The sequence below is a fragment of the Pseudomonas sp. IT-P4 genome, assembly GCF_949767755.1.
GTDB classification, from domain to species: domain Bacteria; phylum Pseudomonadota; class Gammaproteobacteria; order Pseudomonadales; family Pseudomonadaceae; genus Aquipseudomonas; species Aquipseudomonas monachiensis.
The window spans coordinates 23414-44075 of record NZ_CATKPX010000027.1; the positions used below are offsets into that span (position 1 = coordinate 23414).

The window sequence follows — 20662 nt, forward strand, 5'->3', positions numbered from 1 at the left end:
CCAGTGACAACGGGCAGCTCATGTTTATATTGGTTATAACATAACATGTTTGCCTGCTTCGTGGACATTCGCATGGGGTGGCTAAATCGGTGTCATCGTCACGTCGAGGAGGGCGAAAGCGCATCGCTCGTACCTCATCGACGTTTTTAGCCTGCGGGGCGTCGCATTAGCGACGATAGTAGCGGCGATCGTCCTCGTAACGGTACCGCATGGCCCGATCCTGGTGGCGCTCCCAATCACGGCGGCGTTCGGCTTCCCGGCGAGCTTGTTCTCTACGCCAGTTTTCTCGATGCCAGTCGTCCCGGCGCCAATCGTCTCTACGAGAGTGCCAACGGCCGTCATGCCAGTATCGGTCGTCATGGGCAAGCAACGGCCCTGCCTGCTTGTCGGACATGCTGGCCAAGGTCGGCCAAGGGTTGCCAGCAGCCTGGACGGGAACCTGAACTGCCGCGAATTCAGGTGCCAAAACAGGGGTTGAGGTCTTCATCTGTGTGGCTGATGCCGAGCCCACTGCCGCGAACGCAAACAGGCCGAAGAGCACCATCCGTGGGTCATGGAATTTCATGAGCGAAGACAACCTCTGATTGATTTCTGGGCGTGTGGCCATCCGGCTGCGGGAATCCTGCGGGTTCTCGTCTGGCGAGTGGATGTGCCTATCCACATAGACCGATAAACAGGAAAAAGTTCTAGGGGGGCGCTGTTTAAATAGCCAACGGCATAAGGGTGCGGGATCCAGGCATTAATCCTCGAAAGTTATTGAGCGCAAATAAATGCTCGAGCGCGACAGCGGGTGTGTAGAATAGTTCCGTTTTAATCGAGTAAATTGTGCAATGGAGCTTGTATGAGTCACGCAGAGTCGCTACCGCCATCCCGCCCCATCCCGGTTTCGTTCAATACCCAAGCAATTGATTTGGTTGAGTTATTCACCACCCTGTGGCGTCAAAAGTATCTAATCGCAGGCATAGCCTTGGCAGTCACAGCGATGGCAGCGGTCTACGCTTTTACAGCGACGCCTCAATACCGGACGAAGACATTTCTTCGTCCTCCGTCTATTAAAGACCTTGACGCACTCAATCAGACTGGGGTTTACACCCTCAATCCCGAGGAATCACTCAGGCGCGTAGGTGCTGCACTTAACTCCTATGAAGTGCATAAATCCTACTTCGATAAGCACCAAGAACAATTCTCCGGTATTGACTCAGGCGACTTGAAACAGGCCTTCGAACGCTTCAACAGCGAAGCGTTCAGGGTTATTCAGCCAAGTACCAAGGGTGGCGACAACCTTACAACATTCGTCGGACTGGAAATCACTTATCCGGAAACCGTCGAAGGTCATCTCATTCTTAATGGGATCGTGCAAGAAGCCATCAACAGCGAGCGCAAGCAGATTCAGGACGACTTGAACAGTGTGATTGATAACAGTCTCAACACCCTGGAACGCAAGATGGGCATTGCCCGCGCTAGTTATGAGGCCGATAAGGACTCAACGATTGCTAAAATCAGTGAAAGTGACGTTCTCAAGCGCGCGCAGCTGCAGGATGAGTTGCGTGCAGTTCGTACAGAGCTGCGCGACCGTCGGGAAAGTCGTATCACCCAGCTGAACGAGTCCATTCACATAGCTCGTGAGTTGGGGATCGTGAAGCCGACTACCCCTACGGCGATGGGGCAAGGTAACGGCGTAAATCAGGGCAATGTTTTTCGTGCGGAAGTTTTCAACGAGCAGTTCCCGCTGCACTTCATGGGTACTGAAGCTCTTGGTGCCGAGCGAAATGCCCTGTTGGCACGAAAGTCTGATGACCATGCCAGCCCTCGGATCTCCGAGATCAAAAAAGAGCTTCAGCTTCTGGATCAAAATCGGCAGATTGAACGACTTAAATCGCGTAAAAACGACGATCTATTCCTCAATACGCTGGTTGATATGAGGGCAGAAAAAACACGGCTGGAACATATCAATCGCGATCTGAGTGAACTGGTTTTGGTAAAGGTTGATCAGCAGGCTATCAAGCCAAACCAACCGATCAAGCCCAATAAGTTGCTGATTCTGATTCTCGGGATATTCGGGGGCGGTGTGCTCGGCATATTCGTCGCACTGATACGCGGCATAGTACTTAACCGCTCTGCCAGCCATTACGAGTTGAGTACCGGAAAAGTACTTATAGGGCAATCAACCATACAATAAGCATTAAGGAGTCATGTCGCATAACTCCGAAGTTATGCGGCGGCTCTCTCGGGCTTGGCGGTGAAAGCATTGTGATGTCGTGTGAGTCTGTCGCAGCTGCTCAATGATCTGCAACACTCCTTCTGCTTGCACGGAATTCAGTTGTTTTGCATCGACCGGTTGAATCCACAACACAAAGCTGCCGCTTGGAGATCATCCCCGGCCGTTCACGCTCATACCTGATCCATAGCCTCGGTCACCCCTCGATCTTCACCCAGGAACCCGCCACTCTGATGGTGCCACAGCCGCGCATAGATGCCGTTCCTGGCGAGCAACTCGGTGTGGGTGCCCTGTTCGATGATGCGTCCATCGTCCATGACAATAAGTCGATCCATTGCCGCAATCGTGGACAACCGATGGGCGATGGCGATTACGGTTTTTCCCTCCATCATTTCATCGAGGCTTTCCTGAATGGCCACTTCGACTTCCGAATCCAGCGCGCTGGTCGCTTCGTCAAGTAGCAGGATCGGGGCGTTCTTGAGCATCACTCGGGCTATGGCGACGCGCTGGCGCTGGCCGCCCGAAAGCTTGATGCCGCGCTCGCCCACCAAGGTGTCGTAGCCGGTGTGCCCTTGCCGGTCGCTCAGTTGGCTGATGAACTCATCGGCCTGGGCATTGGCCGCGGCACTGCGGATTTGTGCGTCGCTTGCATCGGGTCGACCGTAGGCGATGTTGTCGCCAATGGAACGGTGCAGCAGGGAAGTATCCTGGGTGACCATGCCGATGGCGCTGCGCAGGCTGTCTTGCGTCACGTGCGCAATGTCTTGCCCGTCAATGCGAATCTGCCCGCTGTCGACGTCATAGAAGCGCAGCAGCAAGTTGATGAGTGTGGATTTGCCCGCGCCGGAGCGGCCCACCAGGCCGATTTTTTCGCCAGGACGAATGCTCAGGCTCAGGCCATCGAGCACTTGGCGTTCGCCATTGTAGTTGAAGCTCACGTTGTCGAAGGTTACCGCTCCGCCGGAGGTCACCAGGACTCCCGCGCCTGGCGCATCCTGCACCTTTGGGCCGCGGGTAAGGGTTGCCATGCCATCCTGTACGGTGCCGATGCCTTCGAACAGCGAGGCCATCTGCCACATGATCCAGTGCGACATGCCGTTGATACGCAACGCCATGGCGGTAATCGCCGCCACGGCACCTGTGCCGACTTCGCCCAGGTGCCACAGCCAAAGCGCATAACCGCCTGCTGCCATGATCAAAGCCACCACCAACGCTTGGTTGACGATCTCGAATTGGCTGACCAGGCGCATCTGGCGGAAGCCGGTCTGCTTGAAATCCTCCATGGCCGCGCGCGCGAAGTGCGCTTCACGATTGGAGTGGGAGAACAGTTTCACTGTCGTGATGTTGGTGTAGGCGTCTGAGATACGTCCGGTCATCGACGACCGCGCATGGGCTTGTTCCTGTCCGACTTTCCCCAAGCGGGGGACGAAGTAGAGCATGGCCAGCCCGAACAACACGATCCAGGCAACGAAGGGCAGCATCAATTTCAGTGCGAAGCCGCCGGCCAGTGCGATGATCGCGATGAAGTACACCCCGATTCCGGGTGCGATCTCGATAAGGGTGAACAGCACGTCGCGCACGGCCAGCGCAGTCTGCATCACCTTGGTGGTGACCCGTCCGGAGAACTCATCGGAAAAGAACGAAAGGCTTTGCCGGAGCATCAGGCGGTGGAAGTCCCAACGCAGCCGCAACGGCAGATTGATCGCCAATATCTGGTGCTGAACCATGGTTCGCAGCGCCACCAGCCCGATGCTGGCAAGCATTACGATGCCCATGCCCCACAACACGCGACTCTCCTGCGCAGCCGCATCACCACCGGCCTGCCAGGTCGAGAGCAGGTCCACGACCTGGCCGAGGAAGGAAAACAGCCAGGCTTCGTAGATCGACACGCCGGCACTGAGCAGCGCAAACGCAAGAATATAGCCGCGGGCGCCCCGTGTGCACGCCCAAAGGAACCGAGTCAGGCCTTCGGGTGGCGGTGGTATCTCGTCGGGCGGGAAGGGGTCGAGTCTTTGTTCAAATGCGCGAAGCATGCTGGTCTCCGAAACGATCAAGTAAGGAGATTCTGCCATTTAAAGGTTACTTTGAGGGTTATATGGAGTGGCGGGTCAGCGCTTCATGATCCGATCAACTTGAAAGCCCAAAGCGCCGCCATGCCTGCCGCCAGTGTCAGGACAGTATTTCGAGTCTTCCACGCGACCCAGGCAGCAACAATGGCGGCGGGGATTTGCGGGTTGCCGAGCACGAATTCACTGTGCCCGTTGGGATACACCACGGCGGGGAGTACCAACGCCGCCAGCACACTTGCCGGTACGTAGAGCAGGGCTCGACTCAGCAGGTCGGGAATTCGCCATCGACCATAGAGCTCGACAAACGAAAGGCGCATCACAAAGGTTCCCACGCCTACTGCCAGAAACATCCCCCACAAAGCCAGGTCACTCATCGTGTCTCCCTCTCGACGCCGTCAGAGCTCATAGTGTTCAACGGGCTTCTACGAATGTTCTCGATCAATAACCCTGTAAAGACTCCACCTATCGAAGCCATTACCAATCCAGGGTTGTAGGGCATACGCACGTTGCTATGCGGTTGCAGACCTCATCGCGAACAAATCCGCGATGGGGTTTGCGGGCGGTAAAGTCCAGGTTGCAGTGGCTGTTGCAGCGGGAACTTCAGGGTGCTGGCCAGGTCAATTGGGGCCCCGTATCGCAGATGCCGAGCAGCGCCTTGGCCTGTTTTACTTCAGTGCCGTCCGAGATCAGTCGAGTTCGCCCCCCCCTGATGCCAACCAAGAGTTTTCTGTCGGGACTCATCCTGGCGTTCTGCGCCGTCGCGTCGCTTTGTTCGGTTGCCGCCGAGCGAAGAGCGCCCGCGCAAAGCAACAGCGCATCAACCACCCTGATCGAAACCGCCTCGCGACAGTATGAAAATGGCCAGCTGGACCAGGCTGCTGCCACGCTGGAGCGTGCCCTGCATATCCAGCCGAACAATCCCGCGACCCTGCATTACCTCGGTGTGTTGCGTCTTCAGCAGGGGCAGTACCAGCAGGCCGAAACCCTGGCGGCGCGCTCGAACATGCGGGTTGGTGGCAATGTCGCGTTACGCAACCGCAACTTCCAATTGATCCAGGCGGCGCAGCAGGCCCAGGCTTCGGGTATTCCACCCAATGCCAAAGAGGACCTGGTCGCAGCACAGAAGGGGCTGCAAGAGGAGGCCCAAAGGCGCCGCGAAGCGGAAATGGCCGTTGCCGAGCAATCCACTTCCGACACTGGGCACGATGCTGGCAACTTCGCTCGCGCAGAGGCAGATCGGGGTCCGGCTGCGCCGATGGCTGGCAGAACCGGGCCCGAAGGAAAATTACAAATGGCTAATGTCGAGCCGGGGCGGGCGTACGCTGAGGTTGAGATCCCGCGCGACCATATGCCGCCTCCGGGCAAATGCCGAATCTGGTTTCCTGATCGTCCGCCGGGGCATCAGCCTGCACCCGGCAAATGCAAGAAGCTGCGACATCGGGTTCCGTCAGGAGCCTATCTGGTGCGCGGCTGAGTTCTGAGTGTCCACTTCTGGCTAGGGGGGCGTCGCGAGGGGCTGCAAACGACTGTGATCGGGATAAAGCTACCTGCCGAGAACGGTATCAAATGCGGACTGACCGATCGTCACCAATTGGATCAAGGCCCATTGACCGGTGATTGAGCTACTCGGCCTTTTTTGCCGGAGCTCACGAGTTCAATCGGATCCGTTATGTAGAACAAGCAGGTAGATATGCAGGGCGATGTTCAATCTGCCTGTACCGATCAACTATGATTTTTCGCTGGCGGATCACGTTGAGGGTAAACATGCGGAGCCTCGATTCTCTCCTTGAGCTTGGCAGCAAAGTCGTGAGCACTTTTTTCATGCCGAAACTGAACTCGTCTGATGCCAAAACATACAGACCAAAGAGCTTCTCTTTGACTGGATAGGTACTCGATTTTCACTGACATGATCATGTCTCCAAGGCGCGATCCAAGGGTTAAAAGTGGATTTCAGCGGTCTTGAGGCCCAAGTCTCGAAGCTCTGCGATCAGGTCATCCAGATGCCCGAAAGACTCGACTTCCTCGTTGTCATCTACCAAGAAATAACTTCTCCCGGCGTCCTTCTTGAAAAACACGATCCACTCCTTGGGGTTGGTCGGGTTTGCGATCACATGGGTGTCAAAGGTCACGCCTTCGGCGTGTTTGCATTTCACAGCTTTACGATTCATGTCAGTCACCACGCTACACGCGCTCTCAAGATTCTCTATTTGCAGTGCATGCCCGCCCAGCTCCATCTGAACTTTCTCTATAAACATTTCCAGCCGCCCGAAGCAGTGGATCAAGGGCATTTCAATTATCACTGTATGTTAATATTATGCACATGCATCCACTGAGGAGCTAGCCATGATTGCGATAGTTGAGGCATGGAAGGCGGGGTTGTTGGGGCGAGAGCATTGGCTGCGCAATATGGTGTCTGGCGTGATCGTCGGGGTCGTGGCGCTCCCTCTGGCAATGGCGTTTGCCATTGCATCTGGCGTCAAACCTGAGCAAGGCATCTACACCGCAATCATCGGTGGCCTGCTGGTTTCGCTCTTTGGGGGAAGCCGCTTGCAGATTGCCGGGCCGACAGGCGCGTTCATCGTGATTCTGGCGGGAGTCACGGCCGAGCATGGTGTTGACGGTCTGCAAATCGCCACGATGATGGCAGGTGCCATGTTGTTATTGCTGGGGATGACCCGGCTCGGTGCAATCATCAAGTTTATCCCCGATCCGGTGATCGTCGGATTCACCGCAGGCATCGGCGTGATCATCTGGGTCGGACAGTGGAAAGACTTTTTCGGTTTACCGAGGATCAGTGGAGAGCATTTCCATGAAAAGCTCTGGCATTTGCTCCAGGCGCTCCCTGATCTTCATTGGGCCACGACCCTGCTGGCGGTACTTAGTCTTTTCCTGGTCATCACCGCGTCCAAAATGCCCGGACTCAAACGGGTACCTGGCCCATTAGTCGCAATGGCGGTAGCTACAGCGATACAGTCAACCTTTCATTTCGAGGGGGTAGCCACGATTGGCAGCGCATTTGGTGGCATACCTCAAGGCCTTCCAGCGTTGAGCCTGCCTGAAATCACGCTGTCTCGCGTCATCGATTTGATCGGTCCGGCGTTCACTATCGCCATGCTTGGAGCGATCGAATCACTGCTGTCGGCGATGGTGGCCGATGGCATGGCGGGCACTAAGCATGATTCCAATCAGGAGCTGATCGGTCAGGGAGTGGCTAATCTGGTCACGCCATTGTTTGGCGGTTTCGCAGCTACCGGAGCGATTGCCCGTACTGCAACCAATATCCGTAACGGCGGCACGAGCCCGCTGGCCGGCATTACGCACGCGGTCACGTTGGTGCTTATTATTCTGTTTCTGGCACCTCTGGCCTCAAACATTCCACTGTGCGCTCTGGCCGCCATTCTTTTCGTGGTCGCGTACAACATGAGCGAGTTGAAGCACTTCAAACGCATGGTCCAGCGGGCCCCTCGCGCAGACGTAGCTATTCTGCTCATCACTTTCAGTCTCACAGTGTTCAGTGACTTGGTGATCGCTGTGAATATCGGCGTCATCCTTGCGATGCTGCACTTCATGCGCCGCATGGCCTCATCTGTTGAGGTACAACAGGTAGTCGAGCACGAGCTTGAAGAAGAGTTGAGGGCCAATGGGCACACTCGCCTGCCGGCAGGCACATTGATTTATACGATTGAAGGGCCATTGTTCTTTGGCGCGGCTGAGACCTTCGAGCGAGTCTTGGCACAGACCCATACCGATCCACGTCTGCTGATTATTCGCTTGAAGCGTGTACCGTTCATGGATATCACTGGCTTGCAGGTGCTGGAGGAGGTCATTCAGCAACTGCACAAGCGCAATATCGTGGTGAAACTCTGCGAAGCGAACACGAAGGTGCTCAACAAGCTCGATAGGGTGGGTATCTTGCAAGAAATCGGCACGGAGCATTACCACGCCGACTTCAACACCGCGCTGGCTAAAGCGGTCAGCCTCGCAGAGGGTCCGTCGATCCTTTAGAGGCTTGCTGCCCGTGTCAGGTTATGACTTGGTACTGGCGGCATGCTTACTTTTGGTTGAATAGGTGGCACCGTGGGTGTCCAGGTAGTCACGAATCAGTTGACGGACCACCTGAGAAGGCGTCAGGTCTTGTGCTGCACAGAGTTTCTCGAAGGCTTTTTTCTTGACGGGATCAATGAGCACAGTGAGGCGCGCAGTCTTGCTTTCCATGGGGTATTCAATCGCTCAAGTCGCTAGATGTTAATCAAATTGTAATTGCCTTGTCCGGTGCTGTCACTGTGCTGCTCGTTACTTCGACTTTACTCACACGAAAAGATTTGGCTCTCACGGTGGGTGATGAGTCGGATCTGCTTCGACTCAGCGTGGATAATCCCCATCCGCAAGCAAGGGAGCAAATTTATTCCAGGCTAGCCGACTGCCTGCAACGGGTGGACTGTGGCTAGTCACGAGCGACCGGATATGGCCGCGGTCCGAAAAAGAAACCGCGGCAACCGATCAATCAGGCGGAGGGGAGCAGGCCTTTCTGTTTGGCAACATGAGTCGCCAGTGCGTCCATCAAATCCGGGGACAGGCAGTCATAGGGTTCCAGGCCGATCGAGCGCAGGCGCTCGCGAATAGCCTTCATTTGCGCTGGCGGTGTGCCGGTTTCGATGATGGAGGACACGAACGCCGCGAATCCCGGCGCCGCCCATCCGCTCTGTGGCGAAAGTTCGGTGTGGACGAAGTCCAGGCCATAAAACGCATGGTCCTTGTTCTCGATGCGCCCAAAGAGATGAGCGTGACACTGCTTGCAGGCGTGGCGCTGGATGGTGGCGGTTTCGTCGACAATTGCCAGTTTTTCGCTGTGGGCAATGACGCTGACCTTATCTCGAGGCACCACCGCGATGACGGCGAATGTCGCGTTTTGTGGTTTCCAGCATTTGCTGCATCCGCACGCGTGGTTATACAGAGTTTGTGCGTCGATCTTGACCTCGACCTTGTCGGTCGCACACAGGCATTGCAGGGTGCCACCTGTGAAATTCGCGGCGGCGGGTTGGATACCGTTGTCCAGTGCGGGGTGAAGTTGCAAGGTGCTCATGCTGGCGTCTCCGTTTCAGGGGGGGCGGACAAAATTGCCTGGGGCCGTACCTCAGACCGGTAGTTCAGCGACTTCGAGACGATGGTCAGGGCAGAGGTTGCAGGCTGGTTTTGAAGGTAGTGACCACTCGGTTACGGCCTTCGTGTTTAGCGTGATACAGGCGTTGATCGGCTATACGCAGAATTGCCTCGATGGTGTCGCCATCGCGACCGGATTGCGATACGCCGATGCTCACTGTAACCACGGTTGACCGCTGCAGGCCATGAAAGGAACTGTTTGCAACGGTGTTTCGCAGACGCTCAGCGATTTCGTGCGCGCCTTCAAGTGAAGTCTGAGGTAGCAGTATCATGAATTCTTCCCCGCCCACTCGGGCTACACCGTCATACGGCCGGATCGAATCGAGGCATTTCTCCACGAAACTCTTCAGGATGTCATCGCCAACCTGATGCCCGAAGCGATCGTTGATGGACTTGAAATTATCCAGATCGAGTGCCAACACGGAGAACGGCGCACCGCCGCGTTTGGTCCGGCCAATTTCGGCTTCGACCCGCTCCATGAACCGACGCCGATTATCAGCGCCTGTCAGTGGATCGGTCGCCGCAAGGTGCCCGAGCTTTTGATTGGTGCGCTGGAGCTCCTGCAGGGCGCTCTCGGTATACGCCATCGCCTCGGCAAGACGCACCATCAACTCCTCCTGGCTGTAAATCTTCGAAAACGACCGAGTGGTGAGGAACGCTTGCACTACCCCATAGCTCAGCATGAAGAATCCACCGGCGAAGATCGCGTGGGCGAGCCACCACATATGGTTCCACGGACGTGCAAGGATGAAGGCAAGAGAGGACAGCGCGAACGCGGTGACCGAGATGATGAAAATTGTCATCAGCGGCGAACGGATACGGCGCAGTACGAGTATTGTCACGGTCAATGTGGAAAGAACGAGGGCACCACCCTCCATCGAGAGGCGCACCGCGAGATCGCTGGCGATCGGCGAATTCGCGACGTACGCCACTGCCCCGTCAACCACCAGGAACAGTCCTATCCAGGTCAACCACGGGCGGGCCTTCATTCGTTGGTCCGCGGTATCAGGTGGGCGGTGGTACGACAGCATTGCGACTAACAGCAGAATCGACATGACCAGTCGAGAGGCTGGTCCATAAAGCAGGAAGAGCCAGATATTGTGGTGTGCTTGTTCGGTGAGCGCACCGTGCAACGCGTAGATCAGTACAAAGCCGAGAAATCCAAGCGTCATCCATCGCAGCAGCGGATCTCCCGATGACTGATAGCAGCGCCACGTTACGTAGGTAACAAACAAGCCTGCCAAGGTGGCTGTCGTGATCGCAACTATATGGAACAGGTGATTCTCGAATAAAAGCGTGGGGTCCTGGAAAAAGTATAAGTAGCCAATCAGATAGGCCGGAACAAACGCAAATCCTGCGAGCAGCAAGTAGGCGTAAACCCTGACCATGAGGCGAACGGCTTCAGGTGGTTCGTCGGTGGCGATGAGATTGCTCATGGTTCCCTCCAATCTTGAATCCATACAGCCAACACCGGTCCGGTGTTGGCGCCGCCTGCATGCCCACGGTCACTCGCATCAATACCCAAATACGGGATGGACCGGTCTATGGCATTTCAATTATGGATAAAAATTCAACCTTCTGATCAGAGTTTTTTCAGGAAGTCCAGTAGCAGCTCATTGACCTCTGTCGCGCGCTCTTGTTGTATCCAGTGGCCGGCACCTTCGAGGATATGACACCCGCGCAGTTCCGGCAGTGTCTGCGCGAAGGCTTCGATCTGCCGCGGGGAGCTCGGAAACTTCAGCACGCCGTCGCGGCTGCCCGCAATGAACATCGACGGCTGCCGGATAATGCAACCGCGCCAAGGTGCCAGCAGTGCCCATGAGTGAGTCATGTTGCGGTACCAGTTCAAGCCGCCGCGAAATCCACTGCGGGTGAATTCGCGGGTGTAGTAGGCAATATCCTCGAGGTTTAGCCAGTCTGGCAGGGTTTCGGGCTCGATCATCGCACCCAGGAAGCCCTGGCCTGGCTGCAGCCTGCCGAAAACCGGCCAATCGGGCCCGTCACCCGAGCCACTGAAGTAGATGCGCCGGATCGACGACTCGACGTCCCTTTCCAGCTCGGCCTCGGCCACACCCGGCGTCTGGAAATACTGGATGTAGAAGTCGCTGATACCCCGTGAGACAAGAGCACTGAGGAGCTCCACGCGCCCCGGTGGCGAGAAGGGAACACTCATGCCGACCACGGCGCGGAACAGATCGGGTCGCATCAATGCTGCGCTCCAGGCCACCTGCGCGCCCCAGTCATGGCCAACGATCACTGCTTGCTGTTCGCCGAGTGCATTGACCAACTCGACCATGTCGCCTACCAGGTGGAGCGTGGTGTAGGCGTCGGGTTCGGCTGGCGCATCCGTGCCGCCATAGCCGCGCATGTCGGGCGCTACCGCTCTGTAGCCGGCGGCCGCCAGCGCAGCAAGCTGGTTGCGCCACGAGTACCACAGCTCCGGGAATCCGTGGCACAGCAAGACCAACGGACCGGAGCCCTGGATGGCGACCTGCATGCGGATGCCATTGATGTCGAGCAGTTCGAGGTGTGGCTCGTTCATGTGCGCTTCCTGCTATTCAAGCGATGGCCTCCAGTAACCGCGGCAGATTCGCCAGAGCCTGCTGCTTGCTGACAGAGAGCCGATGCAGCTGCGCCAGTTTCTCGGTGTCGGCCTCTTGCATGCCCCTGACCACCGCCGTCATGAAGTACAAACGCGACTGCCTGACCCAGCGGGCCAGGCCTTCATGCTCTCCCCAGCGTAGTTGGTTACCCAGGTTGACCGCCCACATTCTGATCCAGTCCGTGGGGAGGTGAGGCGGGGGGACCATTGTGCAAAACGCGTTCATTTGCGTTTGATCCTCCAGGTGGCTTTCCACATAAGCGATCAAGGCCGCGCTGAACAACGGTTGGCAGGTGCTTACCATCAACAGGTTGATCTTGCCGCCGTCGAACACCTGCATTTCAGGCAGTGACGGAATGGCGCTGGCGCTGCAATCAATGTGCAGAACGCCTGGGCTCGTGGCGATGCTTCCCTGCTCGAGCACAATGCGCGTTGGCTCGATCACTCGCACCCGCCCCAGGCGCACAATGTTGTCGATGCGTCGCAGCTCACGCAGTTCCGCCTGTGTGACGGTGGCGCAGCGGTAAGCAGTGGGTTCGACGGACTTGTCCAGGCGCAGGAGCTGGCCCGCCGCCTCAAGCCTGGAGAACAGGTCCGGGATCGAGTCCGCGGCGGCGATGGCCTCGAACTGTGCCGTGAGGCCGCCGATTGTTCGTTCGAAGCCGTCGAGGCCGGGTTGCAGGTTGGCCCGGTCGATCAACCACGGATCGTTCGGCATGATCCAGCAGATTTTTTCGGGCGCAACACCGTTTTGCAGGCACCACAGGCAGGCGTCGATCCCGGTCTTGCCCGATCCCACCACGACGTAGCCAGTGTGTGGGTGCCGGATCTTCGGCAGGTCGTTCAGTGGCACGCATTGCACGCCGGACTCCACCGTGTATCTGGGCGGGTGGGTCGAGGGCACCGCCGTCTGGGCATGGGTGGCGTCCACCACTTTTTTGCACACCCGCACCTGATGGCTTACGCCGCTAACGAGGGAGGTAAACCGGTGGTCGTCAATGCGGTCGCCGGTGTAGTCGCACATGGGGAAGTAACGGACCCGACCTGACGGCAGAAACTGCTGGTTCATCACCTGATCGAAGTAGCTCACCACCTCGGCGCCGGAGGCTAGCTCATACAAGCCCTCGTTCAGTGCCGTCGTGTCTTTCGTTCCGCTGCCCAGTTCCCGTGAGTTGACGCCATAGAAGGCCGAGGGCTGGTGCAATCGGACAAAGGGGTAGGCATCATTCCAGTGCCCGCCAGGTCGACCGTGTCGATCCACCATCACGATGCGTGCATTCGTTTCCTTGAGCAGCGTATCGACGAAGGCCATGGCCGTCGCGCCAGCCCCGATGACCAGGTAGTCGGTTTCGATAGGATTTGCGTCCATAAGGTTGCACCTTCCCGGAGGCTGCCCCTCCTTAACCTCCGAAGATTAGCCACCCATGCCGCGCGCAATAGAACGAATGCTCCTCACCCACATAACCAATGGAATTAATGGCTGCAGCCTGAATGTCCATACTCAAGTCGGCATGCGCGAAGAAACTTCAGCCATGCGGCCTGGATTTCAGTTAACCGGTAGTCAATGACCGCGCGGTAGACGGACGCCCCGAAAACCGTCCCGGTGAACAACTTGAACGCATTGTCAGGTGTATTTAACGGAATGTTCCATTTAACAACTTTCTGCCTCGGGCGCACGGAAGGCCTTACTGTAGTAGCCGGACTGGTCGAAACAGCAAACCTGCTTCTTGCCGGATGCAAGCATATCGCAGGCATCACCAATTCTTTTTGCGCGCGTCTTAAGTTGCTTGGCTGAAGTAATCCAGTGAATCCAGTCTACTCGTGCGATGGTCGTCGTATTGTTCCAAACGTTACGAGCCTCGGGAGCGGCTGCCAGTGCCTCCTGAAAATCTGCCGGGATGTCAGGCTCGGGTTCCTTCTTCACAGGGGTTAGCTCGAGTGTAACGATATCCCCAACGGCCGCGCCTGCGGCCTCGAGTAACGCTCTACTTACCTGCAGCCAATGGCTCAGTTGACCATCGGGCTCAAGGGTTGCCTGGAAATGCTGTCCATTGATTGTGCCTTCAACTGTCGTCCTTCCTCGCCTCGGAAGCTGTTCACTCGCGTCTCTTGGCAGTACTACGAACGCCCACGACGTATCGTTACCAGGCTTTGCCGGACGAAGAAGCTTTGCTTCGAATCGGGATTTCACATCGATTGTTGTCATTGCAACTCCTCCAACTAATACGCCAAGCTCAGCTGCGGTCGTTACCCAGGCCGACAGACAGGTGCCGATTCCGAGGTTCAGGGACGAGCGGTAACGGCACAATGTGACACATTCGGGATAAGACAGGTCAGTGATGCAGGCCGTTGCGAACCACTTGCCACTCACGCGGGGAATCGGGCTATCCAGTGCCTGGCAATCTCTTCGCGTCGGCAGATCCACACCGCATCGTGGCATTGCACGTAATCGAGAAAACGCGCCAGCGCCATCGCACGACCTGGGTGGCCACTGATCCGCCCATGCAGGCCGATGCTCATCATCTTCGGGTGTTGCGCGCCCTCCTGCCACAACAGGTCGAAAGCGTCCTTGAGCAGCTGGAAGAAGTCTTCACCGCAGGCGAAACCATTGGGCAGCAGATAGCGGGCGTCGTTGTTGACCAGTGTGTAAGGAATCACCAAGTGGGCGGGCGAGCCTGGGAGCCAATAGGGCAGGTCATCGTTGTAGGCGTCCGAGCTATAGAGAAACCCACCTTCCTCACGCAACAGACGGCGGGTGTTCTGGCTGACCCTTCCTGTGTACCAACCCACGGGGCGCTTACCGCAGATCTGCTCGATCACGTCGAGAGTGAGGCGAATATGGCGCCGCTCCTGGTCTTCAGGCATGTCGCGATAGTCCAGCCAACGGTAGCCATGCCCGGCAATCTCATGCCCCGCAGCGCAAAGCGCCAGGCCAATGGCCGGGGTGAGTTCCAGTGCCCGGCCGACGGCGAAGGCGGTCAGCGGCAGGCCGCGGGCGCTGAACAGCTCCAGAATGCGCCACACCCCCGCGCGCGATCCGTATTCGTACATGCCCTCGACGCTCAAGTCCGGTTCCCCCACACGTGGCGGGCGGCCCGGCAGCTCGTGAAGCCAGGCCTCCGACTGGGCATCGCCATTAAGGAGGCATGACTCCGCGCCTTCTTCGATATTGAGTACGAACTGGACCGCGACGCGCGCCTCACCGGGCCAACGCGGGTGGGGCGGGCAGCCGCCATATCCGATGAGGTCGCGAGCGGACATCAGCCCAGCTCGAAGGTCGTGACGCCGAACACACGTTCGTGCGCGATCGCCGGAGGAGGGCCGAGGTACATGCGTGCGCAGCCGAAAACCTCGAGCATGCCCTGTTGGTGCACGAGCGCCATCGCGGCGGGGTTATTCTCCGGGGCATCGAGAAACAGCGGGCCACCCTCGGCAAATTCCGCCAGGCGCGCATAGAGGGCATTGGCTGCCAGGGTGTCATCGGCGAACAAGGGGCCGATCTTGTAGCCTTCCCGGCAGCGCCTTACTACGCCATAGCCGCTTAGCCTGCCCGCGCGCCGGCAACCCACGGCGAGCGCATCGGCCTGGGCTATCCACCCGCTCAGGAAACTTGCGCGCGCGGCGGGAAAACAGGTGCGGTCGTAATCGACAACCTGATCGAACGGGAAGGAGGCCAACGGGACGATGTCCTGGCCGTCTACCTGCGAAGTCGTCGGGCGGGCGGTGAGATCGGCGCGAAAACGCATGTTGCGATGGGAGAAGACGAAACCACCCTTGGCGTAGTAGTCCTGCATCGCGAAGACGCCGTCCATGCCGATGCTCGCGCCTGGGCGCAGTCGGGCGAGGAGTCGCTCGCGGCGTGCGTGCCAGAGGGTATCGCCCAGGCCTTGACCGCGATATTCAGGCCGGACGATGAAAAAACCCATGAAGCCGAATTCGCCATTGTAGGAGGTGATGGCACCGCCGCCGATCAATTCGCCGCCCCGGGACGCCGCGATGAAGGCGGCAGGGTCCGTCGCCCAGAACAGCTCGGCATCGTGAAGGCCGGGATTCCAACCCTCACGGGCAGCCCAATCGACGAGCTCGTCCAGCTCGGGACGGGTCATGTTGCGTATGACCAGCTGATTCGACACCGCGAAGTTCTCCTCAGTCGCTATTGACGGTAAGCCCGACCCGGGTAAAAAAGAGGGTAGCAGGGCACCACCTGTTTGCCATTGGCCTGTCTACCGACCGCTTTGACCCGGAGCATCGGCGGGTTCTTCGCGGATAAACAGCGCGAGCATGCCCAAACTGAACGGTCTTTTGTCCCAGTATCACAATATTGTGTCCTGAAAAGCTGAGTGCAAGGCGCCCTCCGAGGGCTACCTTCAAGCCGACTACTGAAAATAGATGGAGGTAGAAAGTGGATGCACTCACTGCAATGCGCATTGGTCAATCCTGACCGCCGACCCCCTGCTCAAGAACGTTCTGCCGGGCAACAACATGACCCTGGCCATGTAGATGCACTCCCGTGCGGGCTTTGAAGAGACTATCGCTCGCCGTCCGGCTACACGCTTGATAACAACAATAAAATAAAGACTTCGAGGAGGCTGCATGGCCTTTCATCCTATCGTCGCCGACGATGACGACGCTGGTTGCGTCAGCGTTTCGCGCCAATATGCCTGGATCGTTTTTGCACTGACGTTCGGCCTGTTGATTTCCGATTACATGTCGCGTCAGGTGCTGAACGCGGTGTTCCCGTTGCTCAAGACCGAGTGGGCGCTGAGCGACGGACAGCTCGGCCTGCTCAGTGGCATCGTTGCCCTGATGGTGGGGCTGCTGACGTTTCCCCTGTCGTTGCTGGCCGACCGTTTCGGCCGGGTCAAGAGCCTGGCGCTGATGGCGTTGCTGTGGAGCGTGGCGACCCTGGGTTGCGCGCTGGCTCAGGACTACCAGCAGATGTTCATCGCGCGATTCATGGTCGGTGTCGGTGAGGCTGCCTACGGCAGCGTCGGCATCGCCGTGGTGATTTCGGTGTTCCCCAAACACATGCGGGCCACCCTGACCAGTGCCTTCATGGCCGGCGGATTGTTCGGCGCTGTCTTAGGGATGGCCCTGGGCGGCGCCATCGCGGCCAAGCTGGGCTGGCGCTGGTCGTTCGCCGGCATGTCGTTGTTTGGCCTGGTGCTGGCGATGCTTTATCCGCTGATCGTCAAGGAAGCGCGCATTGCGCCATCACGTGTCGCTCCAGTGGCGAACAAGGCAACGGTGGCGGTCAAGCGTCCGCTGCGCACGCTGTGGTCCAGCCGTTCGGTGGTGTCGACCTACATCGGCAGCGGCTTGCAGTTGTTCGTCGGCGGTACGGTGATGGTGTGGATTCCCAGCTACCTCAATCGCTACTACGACATGCCCACCGACAAGGCCGGTGGCATGGCGGCGGGCATCGTGTTGTGCAGCGGTGTGGGGATGATTGTGTGCGGCATGCTCAGCGACCGCCTGTGTCGGCACTCACCGGAGCGCAAGGTCAGCCTGGCCATCGGCTTCTGCCTGGGCAGTTGCCTGTTGCTGTCGACGGCCTTTGCCTTGCAGGCAGGGCCGGTGCAACTGCTGCTGATCTGCCTGGGCATGTTGATTGCTACCGGCACTACAGGCCCCAGTGGCGCGATGGTTGCCAACCTGACCCATTACTCGGTGCACGGTACGGCATTCGCCACGCTGACCCTGGCCAACAACCTGCTGGGGCTGGCGCCGGGGCCGTTCATCACCGGCCGGGTGTCGGACCTCATCGGTCTGCATGCCGCGTTTCAACTGGTGCCATTGATCAGCCTCGTCGCGGCGGCGGTGTTCTTTTATGCCAAGTGTCATTACCACAAAGACATTGCCCGCCTTCAGGGGCAGAGTGTTCCTGAGTCCATGAGCGAATTCGGGCTGGAGGTGAAACTGTGAGTCGTCGTTAACATCCCGACCTGTGCCACAAACACCGTTTTTTGCGGCGACTGTACCAGCAGTCGCCGTTTTTTTTGCCGTGTGTTCAGAATGACTTGGAGGCGGCAGCGTCCGAACCGGACTGTTTCTGCGCGCTGCGCCACACCGCCGGCGGCATGCCGAACTGGTTGATGAACCAGCGGGTAAAGGAACTCGCCATGGAGAAGCCGAACATGTCGGCAATGTGGCTCAGCGAGTGGTTCGGGTTTTCCATATAACGCAGTACCAGGGCGCGGCGCACATCGTTGATCAGGTCGCTGAAGGCACAGCCATGGTCCTTGAGGCGACGTTGCAGGGTGCGCACGTTCATCCCCTGGTGCTGGGCGATCTGCTCAATGGTGGCGCGGCCCATGGGCAACAGCAGGTAGATGGCCTTGCGCACTTCGAACAGCGTCGAGGTGGACTCGGGGCTTTGCAGCGAGTCCAGGTAGCTCTGGGCATGACGGGCCATGGTCGGGTCGGCATCGGGGTTGATCATGTCGAGGCTGGCGACAGGGCAAACGATGCCATTGAACTCGCTGCCGAATTCCAGGTTGCAGCCGAATACGCGTCGATGCAGGTACAGGTTGTCCGGCGGCTGGTGCATGAAATTGACGCTGTAAGGGCGCCAGTGCGAGCCGAGCAGGGCCGAGCACAGACCGAACGTCACGCCGATGGCCAGCTCCGTGGCCTGGCGACTGGGCATCGGCGACTCGGTGACCATTTCTTCACGGATGATCACCATCTTGCCGCACTCTTCAACGAAGATGGCCAGCGAGTCGTTCATCAGATGACGGTAGCGCACCATCACCTGCAGCGCTTCGCGCAGGGTGCGTTGATGGCTGAGCAGCAGGCTGACCACGCCGAAGTCCGATAACTGGCGCGACTCGGCCATGCTCAGGCCGAAGGTCTGGCAACCGCTGGCGATGGCCGAATCTTCCAGCAGACGCACGGCGGCATCGATGGGAATGCGCGATTCCGGGTCTTGCAGCTGAGCCTTGTTCAGGCCTGCGACTGCCATGACGTCGAGCGGGTTGAATCCCAGGTCCTGGGTAACGTCCAGGTATTTGGTCAAAACGGCGGCGCGAACAAGCGTGGGCATGCGTAGGACTTCCCTCGGCCGATGGTGACGTGAAGATGTGTTGCGCGATCGGGTGCTGTTCTGATGACGTTTGCGCTGCTCCCGGGACGATCCCGGTGGGGGACTGCAAGTAGCGCGATCAGATCCAGGATCGTATTTTTTGCATCACCATCGAATGGGTTGCTGGGCCCGAATTCACGAACCGCTGGAGCCATCAAGGACCCAGGATCCTGGGCGGTCTACGTGTATCCGGTAGGTGTTGTGGCCCCCATCAACGGAGCAGGGGCCACTGACTCATAGTAGGTTGCACGAGCGCGGTGCAAGGAGCATTTCAGGACAGAATCTTCGCGTATTGGGACGCTTGCGCAAGGGTGGCGGGGTCAGAAACGTCGGGGGTGCGAGGCTCAGGCAATGTGGCTGGCCAACAGGCTTGAGTCGGCCATTAACCTGCTTTCTTATTCAGGCGACAGGGGCCCGGATGCCGTCTTGCTCGCTCGGTAGGAGACGGCCCAAGCCGAGGGTGTCTTGCCAAAACGGCTGCGGAACCAGCGTGAAAAATCACCGGCAGAGGAAAACCCGAGGAGTTCGGCGACTTCATACAATCGGCGCTTGCTGTTGGCCAGATACTCTTCGGCGAGTTCGGCGCGTACGGCATTCATGATGGTCGTGACACTCTCTCCCTCGGCTGCCAGGTGTCGGTTGAGGGTGCGTCGGTGCATTCCGAGATGCTGGGCCACGCCATCGACGGAGCACAGTCCGCTTGGCAGCAGCATCTTGACGATCTGGCGTACCCGCTGCGCCGGTTCGTCGCGCAGGTTGGCCAACTGCATGTCCAGCGATCGTTTCACCTCGCGATGCAACGCGGGGTCGGCCGTGGGAATAGGCAGGTCCAGATCATGCCGACGGCATACGATGGCATTGAATTCCTGGGAAAACTCGATGTTGGTACCCAACACGCGGTGGTGTACTTCAAGGCTGGAAGGTCGCTCGTGAGTGAAACTGACCCTTGCCGGCCGGAAGGCATGGCCGCTCAGGATGCTCAACGTGCGAAGCATAATACCGGTTGCCTGTTCAATCGCCTGGCGCCAGACGCCACGATGGCCCTGCATGTTTACACCCACATGCAGCAGGGTCAGGTCGCCTGCATCCTCGAGCCACATTTGTACACCGGCGTTATGCAAGCGCGTATAGCGAAAGCACGATTGCAGCGCTGCGCGAAGTGTTGGCTCTTCGCGGATGAGCAGCGCGAGCATGCCAAAGTTGGAGAGGTGCCGGGTTTCCGCAAGCAGCAGCCCGAAGGCCTCCTGGCCGGACAGGCGGGCTGACTCCTCCAGCAGCCAGCCTACCGAATCGCTGCTGATCATGATGTTGGGATCGTCGAGGACACTGGCCGGTAGCCGGGTCATGCGCAGCATGCGAAATGGATCGAGCCCCACTGAACGGGCAACCTGCTCAAAGTCGGTAAGGCTGGCGCTTCGCGTCAAGGTATACATGCTTGGCCTCGTGTCCCAGTTTCACCAGATTGTGTCCCGGGAAGCTTAGTGCAGGACAACCGCCCAAGGCTACCTTCACGCCGACAATGACAACAA

At 58.3% G+C, this 20662-nt stretch carries 18 protein-coding genes; 4 read left to right on the top strand and 14 right to left on the bottom strand.

What is annotated here, in order from left to right; translation table 11 throughout:
* Nucleotides 1–166: 166 nt before the first annotated feature.
* Nucleotides 167–565 carry a hypothetical protein gene (locus tag ACM6IT_RS10935; protein WP_414917976.1) on the bottom strand — a complete coding sequence of 133 codons (399 nt, stop codon included), beginning with the start codon at nucleotides 563–565 and terminating at the stop codon, nucleotides 167–169.
* A 276-nt stretch (nucleotides 566–841) separates the two neighbouring features.
* Between ACM6IT_RS10935 and ACM6IT_RS10940 the strand changes: the two genes are divergently transcribed.
* Nucleotides 842–2179 (top strand): Wzz/FepE/Etk N-terminal domain-containing protein, encoded by a 1338-nt coding sequence (locus tag ACM6IT_RS10940; RefSeq protein WP_414917977.1) that lies wholly within the window; start codon nucleotides 842–844, stop codon nucleotides 2177–2179.
* Between the two features lie 212 nt (nucleotides 2180–2391).
* Here ACM6IT_RS10940 and ACM6IT_RS10945 read toward each other — a convergent pair whose 3' ends face one another.
* Nucleotides 2392–4251 carry an ABC transporter ATP-binding protein gene (locus ACM6IT_RS10945; protein WP_414917978.1) on the bottom strand — a complete coding sequence of 620 codons (1860 nt, stop codon included), beginning with the start codon at nucleotides 4249–4251 and terminating at the stop codon, nucleotides 2392–2394.
* A gap of 83 nt (nucleotides 4252–4334) precedes the next feature.
* Nucleotides 4335–4661 carry an AzlD domain-containing protein gene (locus ACM6IT_RS10950; RefSeq protein WP_056722846.1) on the bottom strand — a complete coding sequence of 109 codons (327 nt, stop codon included), beginning with the start codon at nucleotides 4659–4661 and terminating at the stop codon, nucleotides 4335–4337.
* A 335-nt stretch (nucleotides 4662–4996) separates the two neighbouring features.
* On the opposite strand from ACM6IT_RS10950, the gene ACM6IT_RS10955 reads away from it, so the two are divergent.
* Nucleotides 4997–5761 (top strand): tetratricopeptide repeat protein, encoded by a 765-nt coding sequence (locus ACM6IT_RS10955; protein ID WP_414917979.1) that lies wholly within the window; start codon nucleotides 4997–4999, stop codon nucleotides 5759–5761.
* Between the two features lie 463 nt (nucleotides 5762–6224).
* Here the strand turns inward: ACM6IT_RS10955 and ACM6IT_RS10960 are convergent, their stop codons facing one another.
* The gene (locus tag ACM6IT_RS10960; RefSeq protein WP_056723133.1) at nucleotides 6225–6455 is read right to left on the bottom strand and encodes a hypothetical protein; all 231 of its coding nucleotides are present in this window, start codon (nucleotides 6453–6455) and stop codon (nucleotides 6225–6227) included.
* 175 nt (nucleotides 6456–6630) lie between these two features.
* On the opposite strand from ACM6IT_RS10960, the gene ACM6IT_RS10965 reads away from it, so the two are divergent.
* Nucleotides 6631–8292 (top strand): SulP family inorganic anion transporter, encoded by a 1662-nt coding sequence (locus tag ACM6IT_RS10965; RefSeq protein ID WP_414917980.1) that lies wholly within the window; start codon nucleotides 6631–6633, stop codon nucleotides 8290–8292.
* A gap of 21 nt (nucleotides 8293–8313) precedes the next feature.
* Here the strand turns inward: ACM6IT_RS10965 and ACM6IT_RS10970 are convergent, their stop codons facing one another.
* From ACM6IT_RS10970 to ACM6IT_RS11005, 8 genes are all read right to left on the bottom strand, one after another.
* A complete protein-coding gene (locus ACM6IT_RS10970; protein WP_056722830.1) occupies nucleotides 8314–8502 on the bottom strand; it encodes a ribbon-helix-helix domain-containing protein in 189 nt (62 codons plus the stop codon).
* A gap of 289 nt (nucleotides 8503–8791) precedes the next feature.
* Complete coding sequence (gfa, locus tag ACM6IT_RS10975) at nucleotides 8792–9370, bottom strand: S-(hydroxymethyl)glutathione synthase (protein WP_056722828.1); 579 nt, start codon at nucleotides 9368–9370, stop codon at nucleotides 8792–8794.
* 85 nt (nucleotides 9371–9455) lie between these two features.
* Entirely contained in the window at nucleotides 9456–10883 is a 1428-nt protein-coding gene (locus tag ACM6IT_RS10980; RefSeq protein WP_414917981.1) for a GGDEF domain-containing protein, read from the bottom strand.
* 146 nt (nucleotides 10884–11029) lie between these two features.
* Nucleotides 11030–11989: an alpha/beta fold hydrolase gene (locus ACM6IT_RS10985; RefSeq protein WP_414917982.1), complete on the bottom strand. Its 960-nt coding sequence runs from the start codon at nucleotides 11987–11989 to the stop codon at nucleotides 11030–11032.
* A 16-nt stretch (nucleotides 11990–12005) separates the two neighbouring features.
* Nucleotides 12006–13418, bottom strand: coding sequence for an NAD(P)/FAD-dependent oxidoreductase (locus tag ACM6IT_RS10990; protein WP_414917983.1), 1413 nt, complete (start codon nucleotides 13416–13418; stop codon nucleotides 12006–12008).
* A gap of 282 nt (nucleotides 13419–13700) precedes the next feature.
* Nucleotides 13701–14255, bottom strand: a complete 555-nt coding sequence (locus ACM6IT_RS10995) for a YdeI/OmpD-associated family protein (protein ID WP_056722819.1) — start codon at nucleotides 14253–14255, stop codon at nucleotides 13701–13703.
* Between the two features lie 161 nt (nucleotides 14256–14416).
* Nucleotides 14417–15310, bottom strand: a complete 894-nt coding sequence (locus ACM6IT_RS11000) for a polysaccharide deacetylase family protein (protein WP_414917984.1) — start codon at nucleotides 15308–15310, stop codon at nucleotides 14417–14419.
* On the bottom strand, nucleotides 15310–16182 hold the full coding sequence (locus ACM6IT_RS11005; protein ID WP_414917985.1) for a GNAT family N-acetyltransferase: 873 nt from the start codon (nucleotides 16180–16182) through the stop codon (nucleotides 15310–15312). The genes ACM6IT_RS11000 and ACM6IT_RS11005 overlap by 1 nt, the downstream gene beginning before the upstream one ends.
* Before the next feature lie 460 nt (nucleotides 16183–16642).
* On the opposite strand from ACM6IT_RS11005, the gene ACM6IT_RS11010 reads away from it, so the two are divergent.
* Entirely contained in the window at nucleotides 16643–17974 is a 1332-nt protein-coding gene (locus tag ACM6IT_RS11010) for an MFS transporter (RefSeq protein WP_056722811.1), read from the top strand.
* Nucleotides 17975–18059: 85 nt separating this feature from the next.
* Here ACM6IT_RS11010 and ACM6IT_RS11015 read toward each other — a convergent pair whose 3' ends face one another.
* Nucleotides 18060–19094, bottom strand: coding sequence for an AraC family transcriptional regulator (locus tag ACM6IT_RS11015; protein WP_414917986.1), 1035 nt, complete (start codon nucleotides 19092–19094; stop codon nucleotides 18060–18062).
* Nucleotides 19095–19528: 434 nt separating this feature from the next.
* Nucleotides 19529–20566: an AraC family transcriptional regulator gene (locus ACM6IT_RS11020; protein ID WP_414917987.1), complete on the bottom strand. Its 1038-nt coding sequence runs from the start codon at nucleotides 20564–20566 to the stop codon at nucleotides 19529–19531.
* Nucleotides 20567–20662: the final 96 nt, after the last annotated feature.

Excerpts from the sequence above, each read along its gene's own strand:
- ACM6IT_RS10935 (WP_414917976.1), bottom strand. The coding sequence starts at position 565 with ATGAAATTCCATGACCCACGGATGGTGCTCTTCGGCCTGTTTGCGTTC.
- ACM6IT_RS10940 (WP_414917977.1), top strand. The coding sequence starts at position 842 with ATGAGTCACGCAGAGTCGCTACCGCCATCCCGCCCCATCCCGGTTTCG.
- ACM6IT_RS10945 (WP_414917978.1), bottom strand. The coding sequence starts at position 4,251 with ATGCTTCGCGCATTTGAACAAAGACTCGACCCCTTCCCGCCCGACGAG.
- ACM6IT_RS10950 (WP_056722846.1), bottom strand. The coding sequence starts at position 4,661 with ATGAGTGACCTGGCTTTGTGGGGGATGTTTCTGGCAGTAGGCGTGGGA.
- ACM6IT_RS10955 (WP_414917979.1), top strand. The coding sequence starts at position 4,997 with ATGCCAACCAAGAGTTTTCTGTCGGGACTCATCCTGGCGTTCTGCGCC.
- ACM6IT_RS10960 (WP_056723133.1), bottom strand. The coding sequence starts at position 6,455 with ATGAATCGTAAAGCTGTGAAATGCAAACACGCCGAAGGCGTGACCTTT.
- ACM6IT_RS10965 (WP_414917980.1), top strand. The coding sequence starts at position 6,631 with ATGATTGCGATAGTTGAGGCATGGAAGGCGGGGTTGTTGGGGCGAGAG.
- ACM6IT_RS10970 (WP_056722830.1), bottom strand. The coding sequence starts at position 8,502 with ATGGAAAGCAAGACTGCGCGCCTCACTGTGCTCATTGATCCCGTCAAG.
- gfa (WP_056722828.1), bottom strand. The coding sequence starts at position 9,370 with ATGAGCACCTTGCAACTTCACCCCGCACTGGACAACGGTATCCAACCC.
- ACM6IT_RS10980 (WP_414917981.1), bottom strand. The coding sequence starts at position 10,883 with ATGAGCAATCTCATCGCCACCGACGAACCACCTGAAGCCGTTCGCCTC.
- ACM6IT_RS10985 (WP_414917982.1), bottom strand. The coding sequence starts at position 11,989 with ATGAACGAGCCACACCTCGAACTGCTCGACATCAATGGCATCCGCATG.
- ACM6IT_RS10990 (WP_414917983.1), bottom strand. The coding sequence starts at position 13,418 with ATGGACGCAAATCCTATCGAAACCGACTACCTGGTCATCGGGGCTGGC.
- ACM6IT_RS10995 (WP_056722819.1), bottom strand. The coding sequence starts at position 14,255 with ATGACAACAATCGATGTGAAATCCCGATTCGAAGCAAAGCTTCTTCGT.
- ACM6IT_RS11000 (WP_414917984.1), bottom strand. The coding sequence starts at position 15,310 with ATGTCCGCTCGCGACCTCATCGGATATGGCGGCTGCCCGCCCCACCCG.
- ACM6IT_RS11010 (WP_056722811.1), top strand. The coding sequence starts at position 16,643 with ATGGCCTTTCATCCTATCGTCGCCGACGATGACGACGCTGGTTGCGTC.
- ACM6IT_RS11015 (WP_414917986.1), bottom strand. The coding sequence starts at position 19,094 with ATGCCCACGCTTGTTCGCGCCGCCGTTTTGACCAAATACCTGGACGTT.
- ACM6IT_RS11020 (WP_414917987.1), bottom strand. The coding sequence starts at position 20,566 with ATGTATACCTTGACGCGAAGCGCCAGCCTTACCGACTTTGAGCAGGTT.